This is a genomic window from Vibrio scophthalmi, assembly GCF_040869025.1.
Lineage (GTDB): Bacteria > Pseudomonadota > Gammaproteobacteria > Enterobacterales > Vibrionaceae > Vibrio > Vibrio scophthalmi.
This window is the reverse complement of record NZ_CP134271.1, coordinates 1,874,801-1,892,474: the sequence shown is the minus strand read 5'-3', so window position 1 is coordinate 1,892,474 and position 17,674 is coordinate 1,874,801. Positions and strand designations below refer to the sequence as shown.

Sequence of the window (17,674 nt, the reverse complement as noted above, 5' to 3'; positions counted from 1 at the left end):
TGCGACGAAATATCGCATGGATCAAAAAAAAATTCCACCTAGAAACAGGACTAGCAACGATCTTTATCCGAATTTAAACCGCTTTATCGCGAAGATCCTCACCAAAAGGATCTAAATCCCCCCTCTTCGGCTGCTATTGGTCAATAATGATGAAATCAGCAGATCATATCGATCACTCAATCCGGCCTGAAGCATACTTTTCGCCTGATTATGAGTATTGATTGCATAGTTCACAGTCAGCCTTTACGTCATATTCCCCTTCTTCCCCCGTGTAAGTAACAACTCCCCCCTACAAGCTAAATGAACTCGATGAATATTAACGCATCACTAATTACATGGAGTTAAACCAATTTTTAAGACCAATTCACTAGCCAAACATAAAACCCCAGTCATATAACCAAGATAAAGGGCAATATAAAGTATTAGATATTAACCACAGACTTGCATCTTTCTCGTAACATTGTCATAAATAGAATAGGAATTAGATGTAAGGATACATAATGAGTAAGTTGTATGTAGGCTCAGAAGTTGGTCAATTAAAACGAGTGTTGCTCAATCGCCCCGAGCGTGCACTCTCTCACCTCACGCCATCGAACTGCCATGAATTGTTGTTTGATGATGTATTAGCAGTAGAAGAAGCGGGAAAGGAACATGACGAGTTTGCCAATACATTGCGCAGACAAAATGTCGAAGTGTTGCTGCTGCATGATCTGTTAGTCGAGACTCTTACCGTACCAGAAGCCCGAGATTGGCTGTTAACCACGCAGATCTCCGATTTTCGTTATGGGCCAATGTTTGCCCGCGACTTTCGTTGCTATCTAAGTGAAATGGATAACGAGCATCTCGCTTCAGTCTTATTAGGTGGTCTCGCCTATTCAGAGCTGCCGTTTAAATCAGCCTCCATTTTACCCAAGTTGCACCGCTCGCTCGATTTTGCGATTGAACCGTTACCTAACCATCTCTTCACTCGCGACACCTCATGTTGGATTTATGGTGGCGTATCACTCAATCCAATGATGATGCCAGCTCGCCAACGTGAAACTAATCACTTGCGGGCCATTTATCACTGGCATCCTGTCTTCGCCGGACAGGATTTTATTAAATATTTTGGTGATGAAGATCTTCATTACGATAATGCCAACATTGAAGGCGGTGACGTGCTAGTGATTGGTAAAGGCGCGGTATTAATTGGTATGTCAGAACGGACGACAGCACAAGGGGTTGAAAACCTAGCTGCGCAATTATTTAAACATAACCAAGCAAAACAAGTCATTGTGGTTGAACTGCCAAAAAGTCGCTCGTGCATGCACTTGGATACAGTAATGACTCATATGGATATCGACACGTTTTCCATGTACCCCGAAGTGATGCGTAAAGATCTCAATACTTGGGTGTTGACCCCTGAAGGTGACGGACAAGTGCATGTCGAGTCGGCCCCGAACCTCATGAGTGCGATTGAAGATGCGCTGGGGCTAAATGCACTGAACATTATTACCACGGGTGGGGATAGCTATGAAGCTGAACGAGAACAGTGGAATGATGCCAATAATGTACTGACCGTGAAACCCGGTGTGGTAATTGGATATGAACGTAACGTTTATACCAATGAAAAATATGATAAAGCGGGTATTACTGTATTACCGATACCGGGTAATGAGCTTGGCCGTGGTCGCGGTGGTGCACGTTGTATGAGCTGCCCAATCGAACGTGAAGGGATTTGAGAATAAAGAGCGAGAAGCGAGAAGCGAGAAGCGAGAAGCGAGAAGCGAGAAGCGAGAAGCGAGAAGCGAGAAAAGAATAGAGTGAAAAAAGGGCTAACGCAATGACGTTAGCCCTTTCAATTAATCAGTGTCAGAACCCAAGCGATCGCTTTTCAATTCTCGAAACGAAGCGTTATTCTGTACCGCCAACGGTGATTGAATCTAGCTTCAAGGTTGGCTGACCCACACCAACAGGGACACTTTGACCAGCTTTGCCACAGATACCAACACCGCGATCGATACTAAGATCATTACCCACCATCGAGACTTGCTGCATCGCTTCAAGACCAGAGCCAATTAAGGTTGCACCTTTCACTGGTCGAGTGATCTTACCATTTTCAATCAGGTAAGCTTCCGAGGTCGAGAAAACAAACTTACCAGATGTGATATCAACCTGACCACCACCAAAGTTTGGCGCGTATAGACCTTTCTTCACGGTTGAGATGATCTCTTCAGGCGTATGTTGACCCGGTAGCATGTAAGTATTGGTCATACGTGGCATTGGTAAATGAGCGTAAGATTCGCGACGACCATTACCCGTAGGGGCAACACCCATCAAACGAGCATTCAACTTATCTTGCATGTAACCTTTCAGCACACCATTTTCAATTAAGGTATTGTACTGACCCGCGACACCTTCATCATCGACATTCAATGAACCACGCAGATCTTTTAAGGTACCATCATCGACAATAGTGCACAGGTTTGACGTCACTTTCTCACCAATACGACCACTAAAAACGGACGATTCTTTACGGTTAAAGTCACCTTCTAAACCATGACCAACCGCTTCATGAAGTAGAACACCTGGCCAACCAGAACCCAATACTACCGGCATTGTGCCAGCCGGTGCAGCATCCGCTTCGAGGTTCACCAATGCCATACGAATCGCTTCATCAGCGTATTGGTAGGCAACGTTTTGACCTTCGATACTCGTTAGGAAGTAGTCATAGTTGAATCGGCCACCACCACCTGAACTACCACGTTCACGGCGATCACCTTTTTGCGCTAATACCGTGATCGACAAGCGCACCAATGGACGCACATCGCCAGCGTAAGTACCATCGGTTGCCGCCACCAGCATTTGCTCATGCAAACCACTTAAGCTAATTGACACTTCTTCAATCAAGGGCTCTTTAGTGCGGATATAAGCGTCGAGCTCTTTCAGCAATGCCGTTTTCTTCTCTTTTTCCCAGCAGTTCAATGGGTTTACAGCCGCGTAATACGCCTGATTGTCAAAACGCTTAAAAGCTTGAACCTTACCGTTTTGACCTTGTTGAGCAATACCGCGAGCAGCGATTGCACTCTGCTTTAAACCATCCAGTTGGATTTGGTCAGAGTAAGCGAAACCGGTTTTCTCACCCGTTACGGCGCGTACGCCCAAACCACAATCAATATTGAACGAACCATCTTTAATGATGCTATCTTCCAGCACCAAAGACTCATGCCAACTGGACTGAAAATAGATATCAGCGTAGTCAATTTGACGAGTGGCAATGCTCTCTAATGTATTAGCGATGTCTTGTTCGGTCAGACCGCCTGGTTTGAGTAGCGCATCTTCTACGTGATTAATTGTCATATTTCACTCTTAGTTTTTAATTTGATTAGTAAAGCGACTATGCGCCAACACCGGCATCGCCGCTCTAATCTCATGTACTGCTTGCAAATCCAGCTCAACCAATAAGTTACCTGGCATTTCGTCTAAGCTGGCAAAAATTTCGCCCCATGGTGAGATCACCATTGAATGTCCCCATGTTTGTCGTCCACCTTGATGAACTCCAGTCTGGTTAACCGCTACGACCCATGACTGGGTTTCAATTGCGCGTGCGGTGAGTAATGGTTGCCAATGGGTTCGTCCGGTTACAGCAGTAAAGGCCGCTGGTACCACAATGACGTTAGCACCACGCTTAGCCAATTCGCTAAATAACGGCGGGAAGCGCACATCATAGCAAATCGTCAGACCAAGGTGGGCAAAAGGTGTTTCGATAGTGACGATTTCACTGCCCGCTGCGAAAGTTTCTGATTCCCGATAGCGCTGATGACTGTCTGCGACATCAACATCAAACATATGCAGCTTATCGTAATGGCTCACCAACTCACCATCACTATTAAACACCAGTAAAGTGGTCGACACGCCATGTTCGCGTTGAATCGGCAAACTCCCCATCACAATCCAAAGCCGATAACGACGAGCCATTTGAGCAATCTGAGCCTGAATTGGCCCCTGATTTAACGGCTCCGCAAAATAGTGATAGTCGCTACGTGAACCAAACACCACTGCGTTTTCAGGCGTAATAACCCAAGTAGCACCTTGCTCAGCTAAGGCAGCCACTTGTTGTTCAATGTAGGCCAGATTCGCTTGCGGATCTGGCCCTGAAGTCATTTGTATAAGTCCAACTCGATCCATGAGTTCTCCTTGCTATATCAGCGTCACTTTTACTTCACCGCATCACGCAGTTTTTTCGGCAACTCAAACTCGCCTTTGCTACGTGAAAGCTCTTTTACGACCGGAGCATCCAATGATCCTTTAACTTCATAGTCCACCTGAGTAAATACTTCAACTACAGGGGAAATGACCGTCGTGATCGCTAACACATAGAGCGCCGTTTGTGGTGTGACAGCAAAAGCGGTCAATACCGGAATACCCGAGGTAATGTCAGGGACAAAATTCACTTCCGCATCAACAGTGCGATTATTTAGATTGGCGAGGCCTTTGATGGTCATCTCACCCGCAATCGCATCCATTTTGATGTTATTCGTGAGGAAAATACCGTTCTTAATCTCGCCACTGCCAGTAATCGAGTTAAACGCCATCCCATCATCAAATACATCACTAAAATCGAGCTGCATTTTACGAATAATCGAATCTAAGCTAAACAAGCCCAATAATTTCGCCGCGCCACTGACATCGGAAATAATACCCTTACCTAGCTTTGAGTTTACCTCGCCAGATAGGGAGCTAACCTTCATTGACCATGGTGCACCATTCCACTCTAACTTGGCCGTAATATCATAAGGGGCTTTTTGAATCCCAGACGAGATACCAAAACGCTCCATCACTTCACTGTTATTGTCGCCAGCCACTGATAGATCAAATTGAGTATGACTTTGTTCGCCGTCCAATAACCACGAACCATGCATATCAACTTTACTACTGCCACTTTCTAGCGACAGTTTTTTCCACTCCAAGCGATTACCTTGACGTTGCAGATCCAGATGAGCGGTACCCAACTTGTACCCTTGTGCCCATAAATCATCGATCGCGAGCGTTATGTTAGGTACTTTTTGATGGAAGCTACGATCAAACGCCGAAATCAATGGGGAGCTTTGGTCTTCCGCTTCAAATAAGCGCTTACCTTTAAAACTCTCTTCTTCAAGCATAGGAATAAACACGTGCAAACGCTCAAGTTTTACTGAGAGATCATATGGTTCAATATAGTTTGCTTCTCCTTTCGCCTCTTGACTAGAAAGGTTCATGTGCCAACCAAGATTTTTACGCTTAGCGTTAAACGCCACATCATTCCAATCAATTTCCGCCAACTTGAGTTCATCAACATTCAGATCAATTCGCTCAGGGCTTGGAATGGTGGGAGTGTTTAATTGTGCCAATACAGACTGATTTCTCGGTGCTGGTTGACTCAATGCCGCCAGCCACGCATCAAGATCAAATTGCGTCGCTCGTATTTGCAGATCGTGGCCTACTATCGGGCTGATTTTAAAACTGCCTTTGCCCAACACCATATTGCTCGCCGTCAATACAGGAGTCTGTGGACGAATATCAATTTCGGTTTGATATTTAAAATCAGGTAACTGCAAGCGCGCAGTAATCGATTCCTGGTTACCTGACGCTTGCAAGTGAGCCTTTCCTTGCTGACCGACTTGTCGATTAAGTGGATAAGGGTAAGTACTCGCTAACATCTGTAAATCAGCGCTGGCATCGACTTGATAAGTAAAGCCGACATCGTTGAGCTGTATATCGACATTGGTTTGCCAAGGCAAATGCCCAGTGACAGGCGCTAGCCATTGCGCACCAACGTATGGCGCTAATGGTTTCACATCCCAGTCGCCCAATACATCAATACCGACACGGTAGCCGCTGCCTTCATTTTCACCATTAAAGTCAATCGAAACTGGTTGAGCTAATAACTGAGCCGATAAGCCCGCCGCTTTCACCACATCATTATCGAATTCAATTCGTCCCGATACCGTTTCTAATTGCATTGGCGGCGTATCAATCGTGACGTGATTATTTTTCAGCTCAGCATAACCCCAAGCGCGAGTATCATAATCAGAAAAAGGGACGATCAATTTGAATTCAGAGCTCACTAACCCATCAACCTGAATCGTGGTCAGTGCAGCGCCAACAGAGTCCACCAGCGGAGAGGCCATCATGTAATCGCGTACCGCATTACCTTGACCATTAGCCGATGCTTCAATTTCAATATGACCATTTTCAGCAAGATCAGGAATACGCCCCGTAATACGAGTCGCGTTAACGCCCATCAACTTGGCACTATGGGCATCAAGATGCATCGCTTCATTTTGAAACAACAAGTCGAGTTGCAAATCGGTCACCGCAGGCCAACCAGTATCAAAACTGAATTTACCTTGCTCAACTTCCACCCAGACCTGGAACATACCGTTGTTTTTTTGGTAAGGAAACTCTGCTAGTTCGCCATACCAAAGCACCTTGGCGGTCTTGGCTTTGCCACCTTGAATCGCAGTTGAGAGGTAATCGGTTAGCTCAGCACCTAACGCAGGTGCTGACAGATATCGCCATGTTTCGCCGGCATTAAATACATCTGCCTCAGCATACAATGATAGAAATGGACTTTTCCCAGTAGGGAAATCGAGTCTAAATGCGCCGAGTACTTGTAAATCAGGCGTGGCAGCCGTAATTTTATCCGCCCATAAACGCCAACCTTGTTGGCCAAGGTTTTGCCAAACCATATCAATTTCGGCTTGCTTGATTCTTAATGGTGCTTGGAATACATCGCCATAAGGGAGTTGGTCATCAATAACACTTAGCTTTGCGCGTGCCTGATGATAGTTACCACTCACATCTGCTTCGAGATGATTAATGCCAGGAACCAATTGCCATTGCTGCACCTTACCTTGCGCGAGTTTGGCTGAATACGTTAGTGACTCTAACTCTTTCCCCATCGCAACACGGATATCTTCAAGCTCTCCACCCAGTTTTAATTGCTCTAGAGTTTGCGTGAGAGAATCTGAATCCGGCGCCAACTTCACTAAAGGGGCGATCGCAGCAATATCCAGTTGGGAAATATTTAAACGCCACTTATCCTCTTGCCAATTAAAGGCAACATCCAATTCAGGCCAAGAGTTATCATCGGTTCGCAGTTTTAGTGAGTGAGCATTTACTTGCCAACCCTCATCACTTGGTTCCAGAACAAAAACACCAGATTCGAACATCAATTCATGACGTCCACCTTCTTGCCAGACTAATTCTGATGGCAACACTTCCACATAAGCGCTCGTCGGCTTACTGCGATTAAGCGTTAGCCAACTATTTAAACTAACCTGACCTTTTTCAATCCCTGTTTCATGTTGTAGATACCCCGTTAACCATGGCGTGATCAGAACATTTTCGGCTGAAAGATAAAATTCACCCGTGACATCAACTAATGAGCCGTGATCAACGAAGTTACCTATCACATCCAGCGAGTTGAGCTGCGTCTCTGCAATCGTCACCTCACCTTCAACTGCGTGGTAACGACCTTCATTTTTCCATTTAAGGTTTTCAATATCCAGTTGGCGCTCTTCACCATTCACCGACATAAACTGTACGGTCGAGTCTTTCAGTGCAAATTTATCTAACTGTCTCAGCAATAACTTATCGAGTTGTTCAATGACACTTTTCTGTTCGCCTTTGGGGGAAAATTGTCGGCTTTGCTCAGTATTTTCCCACTGAATAGCGCGAACATCTAACTTGAGACCATGGATATTAAGATCAGCAATCACTGGCTCTAACTGGAACAGAGATTGGAATAGGTCGAACTCAAATTCAACCGTTTGCGCTGAAAAATCGATACCACTGCCTGCGGGCGTTTTAGCTCGAACATTCGACAGTGCAATAGAAGGGTGGGTATTGCGCCAAAAACCGCTGATTTCACCAATTTCGAAGTCCAGCCCGCTGCCTTGGTTTACCCAAGTCTGGATCTGTGTTTGGAAATGGTTTAACTGCGGTAGAGTAATTCGCAATGCAGTGACCGCAATGGCTAACGTTGCCAATACGGTCACACACATCCAAAGTAACGCTCGTGCTATACGGTTTACGGTTTTGCTCACAATCGTCCCGCTACATCATCACAACGTCAAATTGCTCTTGGATATAGAGCGGTTCTGCTTGAATTTTCACTTGTTTACCAATAAAGACTTCTAGCTCAGCCAACGCGTGTGACTCTTCGCCCTGCAGCGTTTCGGCTACCTTTGGCGAAGCGTAAACAACAAACTTATCAGCATCGTAGGCACGGTTTACGCGCGTAATTTCACGCAGAATTTCGTAACAGACTGACTCGACTGTTTTAACGCTACCGCGACCTTCACAGGTTGGACAGGTTGAACACAATACATGTTCAATGCTTTCACGCGTTCTTTTACGCGTCATCTCAACCAAGCCTAAGTTGGTAAAGCCATTGATGTTGGTTTTAACGCGATCTTTATTTAATGCGTTCTCTAAAGAAACCACCACACGTTTGCGATGATCTTCCGACAACATATCAATAAAATCGATAATGATGATGCCACCCAGATTACGTAAACGCAGCTGACGAGCAATCGCCTGAGTCGCCTCTACGTTGGTATTAAAAATGGTCTCTTCAAGATTACGACGACCAACAAAAGCACCGGTATTAATATCAACCGTTGTCATCGCTTCCGTTTGATCAATGATCAAGTAACCACCTGATTTCAGCTCCACCTTGCGATCAAGTGAGCGCTGAATTTCATTCTCGGTATCGTACATATCAAAGATCGGCTTATCGCCTTCATACAGCTCTAACTTTTCCGTTAGCTCTGGCACATACTCTGAGGTGAATTCTTTTAGGTTTTCAAATTCCAGACGTGAATCGACAAGAATTTTCGTCAGTTCCGTACCAACGAAATCACGTAAAATGCGCTGTGACAGGCCAAGTTCACCATACAAAGTGGCTCGAGTTTTGTATTTACTACGACGCTCTTTGACCTTCGACCACAAACGCTTTAGAAAAGCGGCGTCTTGTCCGAGTTCTTGTTCATCTGCACCTTCTGCTGCGGTACGGATAATAAAACCACCGTCTTCATCACAGTAGTGCGCGACAACTTTCTTCAGGCGGTCACGCTCTTTCTCACTTTCAATGCGCTGGGATACGCCCACATGGCTTGCACCTGGCATAAAGACTAAGTAGCGTGAAGGCAGGGTAATGTCGGTGGTCAGGCGAGCGCCTTTGGTTCCTAGCGGATCTTTAACCACTTGCACCACGATATCTTGGCCTTGACGAACCAACTCTGAAATATCGCGAACTTGGAATTGTTTCTTTTCGTTTTCCGCCACACATTCGGTGTGAGGGACGATATCGGAGGCGTGCAAAAATGCCGCTTTGTCTAAACCGATATCGACGAAAGCAGCTTGCATACCCGGCAAAACTCGACTGACTTTGCCTTTATAAATATTGCCGACAATGCCGCGTTTAGCTTCTCGTTCGACATGAACTTCTTGTAGTACTCCACCTTCGATCATCGCTACGCGAGTCTCGCTTGGAGTTACGTTGATCAACAACTCTGCACTCATGAGCGCACCTCAATGTAAATTATAAAAATTTGTGCAAGAGCTGGTCCGTTTCAAACAATGGCAGGCCAACTACGGCGTGATAACTGCCTTCGATTCGAGTAACAAATCGTCCTCCCAATCCTTGGATCGCATAACTGCCCGCTTTATCGCATGGTTCGCCACTTTGCCAATATTGTTCAATTTCTAGTTCGGACAAAGGCTTAAACCATACATCAGTGGTCACGACGACCGTCTCTTGCTGCTGTTTGGTTGCCACCGTGACGGCCGTCATCACTTGATGTGCTCGTCCCGATAGCTGTAATAACATTTGTTTGGCATGCGCAAGATCAGAAGGCTTCTCCAGCACATTCTGATCGCATACCACGATAGTATCTGACCCTATCACAACAGATTCAGCAGGAGCGCTTGCCACTCCTGCCATGGCTTTATCTAATGATAAGCGAGATACATACTGCTGCGCAGTTTCATTTGCTTGGCGCACCTCTTCTACATCGGTGCAAATCACTGAGAATGGATATCCCAACTGGGTGAGTAGCTCTTTACGACGCGGAGAACCTGACGCTAAAACCAAATGACTCATGCTTACCTCACATGCCAGCGGCGTCTAACACGGCGCATTAATAGGAACATCCACGGCCACAAAATGCAGTTAATCAAACCCGCCCACAATGACATTGGATTGAAAGCGATATCTTGGATCAGGTATTCACCAAAAAAGATCATCACTTCTAACGCGATTGATAATAAACCAATCACCATCGCTTGCTGCCACAGTGCCATATTGCGTATCACGAGGAAATTCAATGCGACAATGTAGATCAGGATCGCCATCATCATGCCACGAATACCAAGGGTAGAACCCAGCAATAGATCCCAAAGCAAACCTAGAATTAGTGCCGTACCCACGTTAACACGATGCGGTAGCGCCAGCACCCAATAACAAGTCACCAGCAATAACCAAGAAGGACGCAATACATCCAACACACCCGGCCAAGGAATGGTCTGTAAGGTCAGTGCGATAATGAAGGAGGCAATGATCACCATCTTGCCTCTAAATAAACTACTCGCCATTCGCGCTTACCTCAGCCATATTATTTGGATCCGCTTGTTGTACTTTTTCTTGGCGAGAATCACTTGGCCAAATCAGAAGCAAATAGCGCAGACGATCAAAATCAACCACCGGATCGGCTTCAATCAGGGCAAACTCTCGATGGCTATCACGTTCAACATTGGCGATATACGCCACTGGGTATCCTTCTGGGTAAACACCGCCAAGTCCTGACGTCACTAACAGATCACCTTGCTGAATATCAGTACTGATTGGAATGTGATCGAGATGGATGGTATCGACCTTGCTGTTACCAGAGGCAATCACGCGAATATCGTTGCGGATCACTTGTACCGGAATAGCACTATTAGAATCGGTGAGCAGCAACACACGGCTGTTGTGCGCGGAAACGAAGGTCACTTGACCAACGATGCCTTTTTCATTAGCCACCGGCTGACCAACATAAACACCATCAATTAGGCCTTTATCAATCACCACTTGATGGCGATAAGGTGAGGTATCGACCGCCATTACTTCCGCAACCATCTTACGTTCATCACGGACGAATGATGAACCAAGCAGCTTGCGCAGACGTTGGTTTTCTTCTCGGTATTGATCTAGCAGCAATACATCGTTTTTAAGACGCAGCACTTCACGTTTTAAAGTACGGTTACTTTCCATCACGTCTTGACGAGCATTAAAGCGCTCATAAGCGCCATCAAACATAGTACGTGGAACATCCGCCATATACTGGATCGGAGCCACTATACTATTCAATAGATAGCGTACTTGAGCGAAAGCGCCTAAACGACTATCAGCCAGCATAAGGCTGGCTGATAAAATCACGGCGAAAAATAAGCGTAATTGAAGTGAAGGTCCTCGGCCAAAAATAGGCTTCATTGATTCTGAGTTCCTTTAATCTTTCTTATTTTGCCCAAGCCACGCTTGGGCATCAGCGATTATTCTTCGCTAAAGAGATCGCCACCATGCATGTCGATCATTTCTAATGCTTTACCGCCACCACGAGCCACACACGTTAGTGGATCTTCTGCGATAACCACTGGAATACCCGTCTCTTCAGTCAAAAGGCGATCGATATCTTTCAGTAGCGCACCGCCACCGGTCAATACCATACCATTTTCTGAGATATCTGAAGCAAGCTCTGGTGGACATTGCTCTAGAGCAACCATCACCGCAGAAACGATACCGGTTAGCGGCTCTTGCAGCGCTTCTAGGATCTCGTTTGAGTTTAGGCTAAAGCTACGTGGTACACCTTCTGCAAGGTTACGACCACGAACTTCGATCTCTTCAACTTCATCACCAGGGTAAGCAGAGCCGATTTCGTGTTTGATTTTTTCAGCAGTCGCCTCACCAATCAAGCTACCGTAGTTACGACGCACGTAGTTGATGATCGCTTCATCAAAGCGGTCACCACCGATGCGTACAGAAGATGAGTAAACCACACCGTTTAGTGAGATAACCGCAACTTCAGTCGTACCACCACCGATATCGACCACCATTGAACCTGTTGGTTCAGAAACACGTAGGCCAGCACCAATCGCTGCCGCCATTGGCTCATCAATGAGGTAAACTTCGCGAGCACCTGCACCTAGCGCAGATTCACGAATCGCACGACGCTCTACTTGCGTCGAGCCACATGGCACACAAACCAGCACGCGAGGGCTTGGTTTTAAGACGCTGTTATCATGCACTTGTTTGATAAAGTGCTGCAGCATTTTTTCAGTCACGTAGAAATCGGCAATCACACCGTCTTTCATTGGACGAATCGCTGAAATATTACCAGGCGTACGGCCTAGCATCTGTTTTGCAGCATGACCGACGGCAGCAACACTTTTGCCTACGCGGTTACGGTCTTGTCGAATAGCAACGACTGAAGGTTCGTCAAGAACAATACCTTGTCCTTTAACATAAATAAGGGTGTTAGCTGTGCCTAAATCGATTGAAAGGTCATTCGAAAAAATGCCACGAAGTTTTTTGAACATATTCTTCGCTCGTCCTGAAAGAATTAGAAGATAAAAAATTGGTTTAAATGTACCAATGCCTTGCCATCACAGCAAGGCATTGTCTAATAAAGATGGAGTGAAACCCGCAATTTCTAACAGTTTCCTTACTTAACGCAGATTTTTGACAATCACTACAGTCCGATTAAGCCTGATTCACCGCGGAAAATGATCTTATCGTTGCCGCGGAAGATCCCGAAAGTCACTACTGTTGATGGGTTGCTCTCATCGGAAGAAGTGGTGTCCCAATGATACTGGAACCATGGCAGTTGATTTATCGAATCATCCATTTCCAACCAAACTTGAGTTTGTTGTCGAACAAGGTGTACTTGTTTCGCGATGATAGAACGAGAAGCCCCCTCATTCACAACACCACCAAGTGAAAGATTTACTTCCGTATTTTTATTTACGTCGTTCTCATCCGTCCACAATATTTGGTTGTTAGAAACAAGATTAGAACCTTTAATGTCAGCCTGACTATCATCAGTATTGGTAATAAATCGGCTGCCATTCCAGAACTCAACACGCAATGGAATCGCAATGCCCTCATTATTTACCACTCCACCAACACTATTTAACACGACTCGACCAAAACGAATATCTGGTTGCACGGAAAGGCGTCTTGGATCAGGAACCAATGTCGACACGCTCTGATATTCCACTGGATCGGGATTGGATATTGATGATTCAGTTATCGAAATATCTGTCGTTATACCACCACTTTTATTGAAAGGACCATCTTCATAACCCGTCGTCGTTGGCGCTTTTTCCCAGCACAACTCATCTTCACACACTGAGCTTGGGCTGGCATTGTTTACAGAAAAGGTGCCAATGCTACGTGAGGCATCAAGATGCCAAGACTTAGTTAAAGGTAATGAATTAAAACGATCTAAAAAAGCGGGTTCAAACAAGTCAAAACCAGCCGTAACACTTGCTTCAAATGAGGCATAATTCTGTACGGCGTTACCCATTGCATTCAATGCTTCAACCTGAAAGCTAACCCCTTCAAAAGGCTGATTCATATAAATAAAGCTCTGCTCATCAAGAGAAGGAGCTCCTGGATAATTCCATTCAGGAGTACCGACTGTTCGGAAGTATTTAGGGTAAAAACGTCCAAGATCTTTCTCGCCGGATTGAATCGCCATACCTAAATATTGGTCACTCACTACGTTAAGTTTGATCTGCCCAACTTCACTCCACTTAAGATCATTAAATGGATAATAGCCATTCAAGGCTGAGGTATAGCTTGTGGTCGTCGTGCCAGCTAAGGCTCCAGTTTCACCACCACTCGGTAAATTCAAACTATGCGTTAACGAGATTTGAATATTACCCGCCCCCCCTTCAGCAAAGTTTTTTGTAATCAATGATGAATTGCAGTAAGCGTCATTTGTCGCGATAGAACCAGATAAGGCTCCGCCACTTTGCCAACGAATTGGTAAAGCATTGATCGCAAAATTATCACCAGCCGCCACAAAGCCAGCACTACTTGGGTTGCTAATATCACCGTTAGGTAATGGGGCCATATCGGCACGGCAGAGTGCAAAGGTCCATGGGCGAGCCTTAAATTTCAGCTCACCTGTTATCGCTTGGGTTTGACCTGTTGGGCAATCTTTAACATCTTTTCCGAAATCATCACAACGTATCGTATCTGTCAATTGACCGACATACTGACCCGCTTCATCGAACTTTAAGTTAGCAAGCGTGATGCCATTGGTGAAATCAGCCTCGAGCGATAGATGTTTACTGTTATCCACCCATTGGTTAGGGATAAATGAAGAATTATTTAGATTAAATTCGGTCAGTTTTTTGTTGTAGTTGCCCGTAATCGTCTGATCATCTTCGCTACACGCTAATACTGACATCGTGATATTGGTCGGTTTACCTGCAATTAATTCTTTCTCTTTACCATCGTTTATATTGAATTTTACCGGGGCAAAAACAATATCGCTGTCGTCATTAATGCTGCTATCACTAACAGCATGAGCCTTCACGGCAATAGGGCCATAATCGTTGCCTGCTTTACTACTAATTTGATATTCAAAGCGACCGTTTACGGTATCAAAACCCGTCAGTATAAAGCCCAAAGCATTGGTCGTTTCACTGTAAAGAGCAACGCGTGCACTACCGATATCAGTGATTGGATTATCGTCTTTATCAAACACCTCAACATAAACAGACTTATCCCCTTGGCATTGAAGGTATACCTGTGATCATTGAAGATGCTTGATTTTCTTTAGAATCAGGATCATGCTACGAACCATGAAAATTACACTGACTCCTCAACAGAAACTGCAACTCGAACAAATGCACGATATTGAACGTGATAGTCGAGTTTGCGACCGTATTAAGGCTGTTTTGCTGGCTTCTGAAGGCTGGAATCAGACTATGATTTCACAAGCTCTTCGGATTCATGAATCCACCGTTGCACGTCACCTTAGCGACTACGTTCTTTCTGAAAAACTTAAGCCTGAAAATGGCGGAAGTCAAAGCAAGCTTTCTGCAACTCAAACCATGCACCTAATCGAGCATTTGACTGAGAAAACCTATCCTCATACTCATCAAATTGTCGCCTACGTTAAAGAGACTTTTGGACTTGATTACACTGTCTCTGGTATGAACAAATGGCTTCACCATAACGGTTTTAGCTACAAGCAACCGAAAGGCGTTCCACATAAGTTTGATGAAGCAAAACAACAAGCTTTCATTGATGCTTACGAAGCGCTAAAGGCAAGTTGTGGCGAGGATGAATCGATAGTCTTTATCGATGCTGTTCACCCAACCCTATCAACAAAAATATCTCATGGCTGGATACGAACTGGTCAAGATAAAGTGATTGAAACAACGGGAAATCGCTGTCGATTGAACATTCTTGGCGCACTGAACCTGTCAGATATCGGAGCTACTATTGTTGATGATTATGAGAGCATTAACAGTGAAACGATAGTTCGTTTTTTCTGTAAGTTAAGAGAGAGTTATCCGTTAGCTCATAAGCTTCATATCATCTTAGATGGTGCGGGATATCACCGTAGTGACTTGGTCAGAGATGCGGCATTTGTCCTTAATATTGAGCTGCATTATCTTCCACCTTACAGCCCAAACCTCAACCCAATAGAGCGGCTTTGGAAAGTAATGAATGAGAAGTCGAGGAACAACGTTTACTTCAAAAGTAAACGGGACTTCAAGGCGGCAATAGACCAATTTTTTACTGTGACACTTCCAGAGATCGCAGGCTCTTTGGCATCTCGAATTAATGATAATTTTCAGGTTCTCAAGCCTGCATCTTCAAGTTGATTCGGTATACATGTTATTAGGTACGATATTAATGCGGGCAATCTTAGGTGTTTGCGGCTCAAAACAATTGAGATCATTCGTTGCGTGAATCGTATTGTTTTTACCACTAATGGCGATCGAGTTAGCCGTCACCCCACCAAAAAGCGTGTTATTTTCTGCCGAAAAAGTGAAACCATTACTGGCACTTTCTGCTAAGTGTTCAACGTAGATATAACCATTAATCATGATGTCATCTGCATCATCCTTTGGACTAAAATCAGCGTCTTTACCATGACCTATAATCAGTAGTTGTTCACTTGGTCGCGCATTTGCGCCCGCGTTCACTTGCACGCCGGACTTCTCGAACATAATCTTTTTATAATGAATCTCTGTCGGCCCGAGTATTTTTAATGCCACATTTTCTTCTGCAAACTTTAACTCATTAAAGTAATAAGCTCCGCCCTGCAAAACCAAAGTTTTTCCATCTTTAATCGTGACATCTTTATAGGTACCAGGCTTTAAATTACAATTTTTGTCTTTACCGCGCTCACACGATATATCCTTGCCTTGATTACCTGATGGCCAAACCAATGCAGGTGGAAAATTACTTACCGGTAATTCGTTGGTTATTTTACAATTGCCAAAGGTGCCATCGGGGAATTTACAATCATTGATACCTGCAGCTGAAAGGAAAAACTCTTCTTTAAAGTTGGAAACCTCCACAAAATTGCCACCAGATGCATTAATGCTCATCGCTCCGTGTGGAATAATACTCTCCGGATCGCCTGGGCTCATTTGGTGAATACTGTTGGTTTGAACTGTATTCGGCACATACGGACATATATCAAGCACGAATTCGGGTGGGTTGACAACTGGAGGCTCTCCAGAACTGCAATGTAGACCATTCAAGTCATCACCATTGTCTTCGTCTATCTCATGTGAATACAACGCACGAGCTCGATGAGCTGTATAGGATAACGCTAATGACTCGGTCCCTTTTCTTACCCATGCTCCCGCTTGCTCTACGTAATAGATCATATCACCGATATACTTATTACCCGAGTGGCCAGTCACAACAAAATCAAAGCGCAACGCAACGCCGTCATGCTCATCAATTGATGAATCATAAAATATTGCATCGCGATCTTCCTCATCATTTGCCCAAAGTTTAATCACCGAACCATTAAACTTATCCGTCAAATAAAGCACATCATCATCAAAGCGCTTGTCAGTACTAGGTTTTTTCCTTTGCATAACTCGCAGCGAATCCGAAACGTTGCCGTAATTAACGTTGATTGAGAACGACTCTTTAACATTCACCTCGCAGTATTCGATCACTTCATCATCCGCAAAAACAGCGGTACTGAACAAGGACAAAACTAATAGAAAAACCATTTTCATTATTCTGACTCCCTTACCCAAATTTCTTCAGCTCGTTCCACTAAACTTTTACCTGAGCCACAAGTGACTCGCGCTGTCAGTTTGAAATAATTCATCCCTGCCAATGAGCCAATACTTTCACAACGGTTAGCCATCATCTGGCAGTTGTTTTTGTCACGAAATATCCGATTACCACTACCATCAACTTCGATAAAACTCGGCGTCGGCATCGTCACAACACAGACCATTTCAATGTCCGCAACCGTATTGAGTGGATAAAGTACAGTCAAAGATGCTTCATTTACGGACTGCGCCAACAACCACGCTTGCGTGCCTAATACACTTTGACATAACCATCCGCATTCGACCATTGAATTCGACTTAAGGTACTGGCAAGAAACCCCAT

Annotated in this window: 12 protein-coding genes and 1 pseudogene; 2 read left to right on the top strand and 11 right to left on the bottom strand. The window is 44.8% G+C overall.

The genetic code is table 11. From position 1 onward, the window contains the following. Window positions 1–500 precede the first annotated feature (500 nt). Window positions 501–1,721, top strand: coding sequence for an arginine deiminase (gene arcA, locus RJD38_RS08725; RefSeq protein ID WP_005593119.1), 1,221 nt, complete (start codon window positions 501–503; stop codon window positions 1,719–1,721). Between the two features lie 172 nt (window positions 1,722–1,893). Here the strand turns inward: arcA and tldD are convergent, their stop codons facing one another. The 9 genes from tldD to RJD38_RS08680 all read right to left on the bottom strand — a co-directional run bounded on the left by tldD (window position 1,894) and on the right by RJD38_RS08680 (window position 14,780). After that, a complete protein-coding gene (tldD, locus tag RJD38_RS08720; RefSeq protein WP_009385839.1) occupies window positions 1,894–3,339 on the bottom strand; it encodes a metalloprotease TldD in 1,446 nt (481 codons plus the stop codon). Window positions 3,340–3,348: 9 nt separating this feature from the next. Next, window positions 3,349–4,167 carry a carbon-nitrogen hydrolase family protein gene (locus tag RJD38_RS08715; protein WP_065545720.1) on the bottom strand — a complete coding sequence of 273 codons (819 nt, stop codon included), beginning with the start codon at window positions 4,165–4,167 and terminating at the stop codon, window positions 3,349–3,351. A gap of 29 nt (window positions 4,168–4,196) precedes the next feature. Next, a complete protein-coding gene (locus RJD38_RS08710; RefSeq protein WP_367971222.1) occupies window positions 4,197–8,069 on the bottom strand; it encodes a YhdP family protein in 3,873 nt (1,290 codons plus the stop codon). Between the two features lie 10 nt (window positions 8,070–8,079). After that, window positions 8,080–9,549 carry a ribonuclease G gene (gene rng, locus RJD38_RS08705; protein WP_005593115.1) on the bottom strand — a complete coding sequence of 490 codons (1,470 nt, stop codon included), beginning with the start codon at window positions 9,547–9,549 and terminating at the stop codon, window positions 8,080–8,082. Between the two features lie 19 nt (window positions 9,550–9,568). Further along, window positions 9,569–10,129, bottom strand: coding sequence for a Maf family protein (locus RJD38_RS08700; RefSeq protein WP_065545722.1), 561 nt, complete (start codon window positions 10,127–10,129; stop codon window positions 9,569–9,571). A 2-nt stretch (window positions 10,130–10,131) separates the two neighbouring features. Then, window positions 10,132–10,620 carry a rod shape-determining protein MreD gene (gene mreD / locus RJD38_RS08695; protein WP_005593111.1) on the bottom strand — a complete coding sequence of 163 codons (489 nt, stop codon included), beginning with the start codon at window positions 10,618–10,620 and terminating at the stop codon, window positions 10,132–10,134. Next, window positions 10,610–11,497, bottom strand: coding sequence for a rod shape-determining protein MreC (mreC, locus tag RJD38_RS08690; protein ID WP_065429790.1), 888 nt, complete (start codon window positions 11,495–11,497; stop codon window positions 10,610–10,612). The genes mreD and mreC overlap by 11 nt, the downstream gene beginning before the upstream one ends. 59 nt (window positions 11,498–11,556) lie before the next feature. Then, window positions 11,557–12,600 (bottom strand): rod shape-determining protein, encoded by a 1,044-nt coding sequence (locus RJD38_RS08685; RefSeq protein ID WP_005593107.1) that lies wholly within the window; start codon window positions 12,598–12,600, stop codon window positions 11,557–11,559. A gap of 152 nt (window positions 12,601–12,752) precedes the next feature. Continuing rightward, window positions 12,753–14,780 carry a DUF6701 domain-containing protein gene (locus RJD38_RS08680; protein ID WP_065545723.1) on the bottom strand — a complete coding sequence of 676 codons (2,028 nt, stop codon included), beginning with the start codon at window positions 14,778–14,780 and terminating at the stop codon, window positions 12,753–12,755. A gap of 97 nt (window positions 14,781–14,877) precedes the next feature. On the opposite strand from RJD38_RS08680, the gene RJD38_RS08675 reads away from it, so the two are divergent. After that, entirely contained in the window at window positions 14,878–15,909 is a 1,032-nt protein-coding gene (locus tag RJD38_RS08675; RefSeq protein WP_175422461.1) for an IS630 family transposase, read from the top strand. Here the strand turns inward: RJD38_RS08675 and RJD38_RS08670 are convergent. Together RJD38_RS08670 and RJD38_RS08665 are read right to left on the bottom strand one after the other, a co-directional pair. Next, window positions 15,901–17,289 (bottom strand): hypothetical protein, encoded by a 1,389-nt coding sequence (locus RJD38_RS08670; protein WP_065545724.1) that lies wholly within the window; start codon window positions 17,287–17,289, stop codon window positions 15,901–15,903. The two genes, RJD38_RS08675 and RJD38_RS08670, sit on opposite strands and share 9 nt — an antisense overlap. Beyond that, window positions 17,289–17,674: pseudogene (locus RJD38_RS08665) on the bottom strand (MSHA biogenesis protein MshP). The gene RJD38_RS08670 and the pseudogene RJD38_RS08665 overlap by 1 nt, the downstream one beginning before the upstream one ends.

Excerpts from the sequence above, each read along its gene's own strand:
- arcA (WP_005593119.1), top strand. The coding sequence starts at position 501 with ATGAGTAAGTTGTATGTAGGCTCAGAAGTTGGTCAATTAAAACGAGTG.
- tldD (WP_009385839.1), bottom strand. The coding sequence starts at position 3,339 with ATGACAATTAATCACGTAGAAGATGCGCTACTCAAACCAGGCGGTCTG.
- RJD38_RS08715 (WP_065545720.1), bottom strand. The coding sequence starts at position 4,167 with ATGGATCGAGTTGGACTTATACAAATGACTTCAGGGCCAGATCCGCAA.
- rng (WP_005593115.1), bottom strand. The coding sequence starts at position 9,549 with ATGAGTGCAGAGTTGTTGATCAACGTAACTCCAAGCGAGACTCGCGTA.
- RJD38_RS08700 (WP_065545722.1), bottom strand. The coding sequence starts at position 10,129 with ATGAGTCATTTGGTTTTAGCGTCAGGTTCTCCGCGTCGTAAAGAGCTA.
- mreD (WP_005593111.1), bottom strand. The coding sequence starts at position 10,620 with ATGGCGAGTAGTTTATTTAGAGGCAAGATGGTGATCATTGCCTCCTTC.
- mreC (WP_065429790.1), bottom strand. The coding sequence starts at position 11,497 with ATGAAGCCTATTTTTGGCCGAGGACCTTCACTTCAATTACGCTTATTT.
- RJD38_RS08685 (WP_005593107.1), bottom strand. The coding sequence starts at position 12,600 with ATGTTCAAAAAACTTCGTGGCATTTTTTCGAATGACCTTTCAATCGAT.
- RJD38_RS08675 (WP_175422461.1), top strand. The coding sequence starts at position 14,878 with ATGAAAATTACACTGACTCCTCAACAGAAACTGCAACTCGAACAAATG.
- RJD38_RS08670 (WP_065545724.1), bottom strand. The coding sequence starts at position 17,289 with ATGAAAATGGTTTTTCTATTAGTTTTGTCCTTGTTCAGTACCGCTGTT.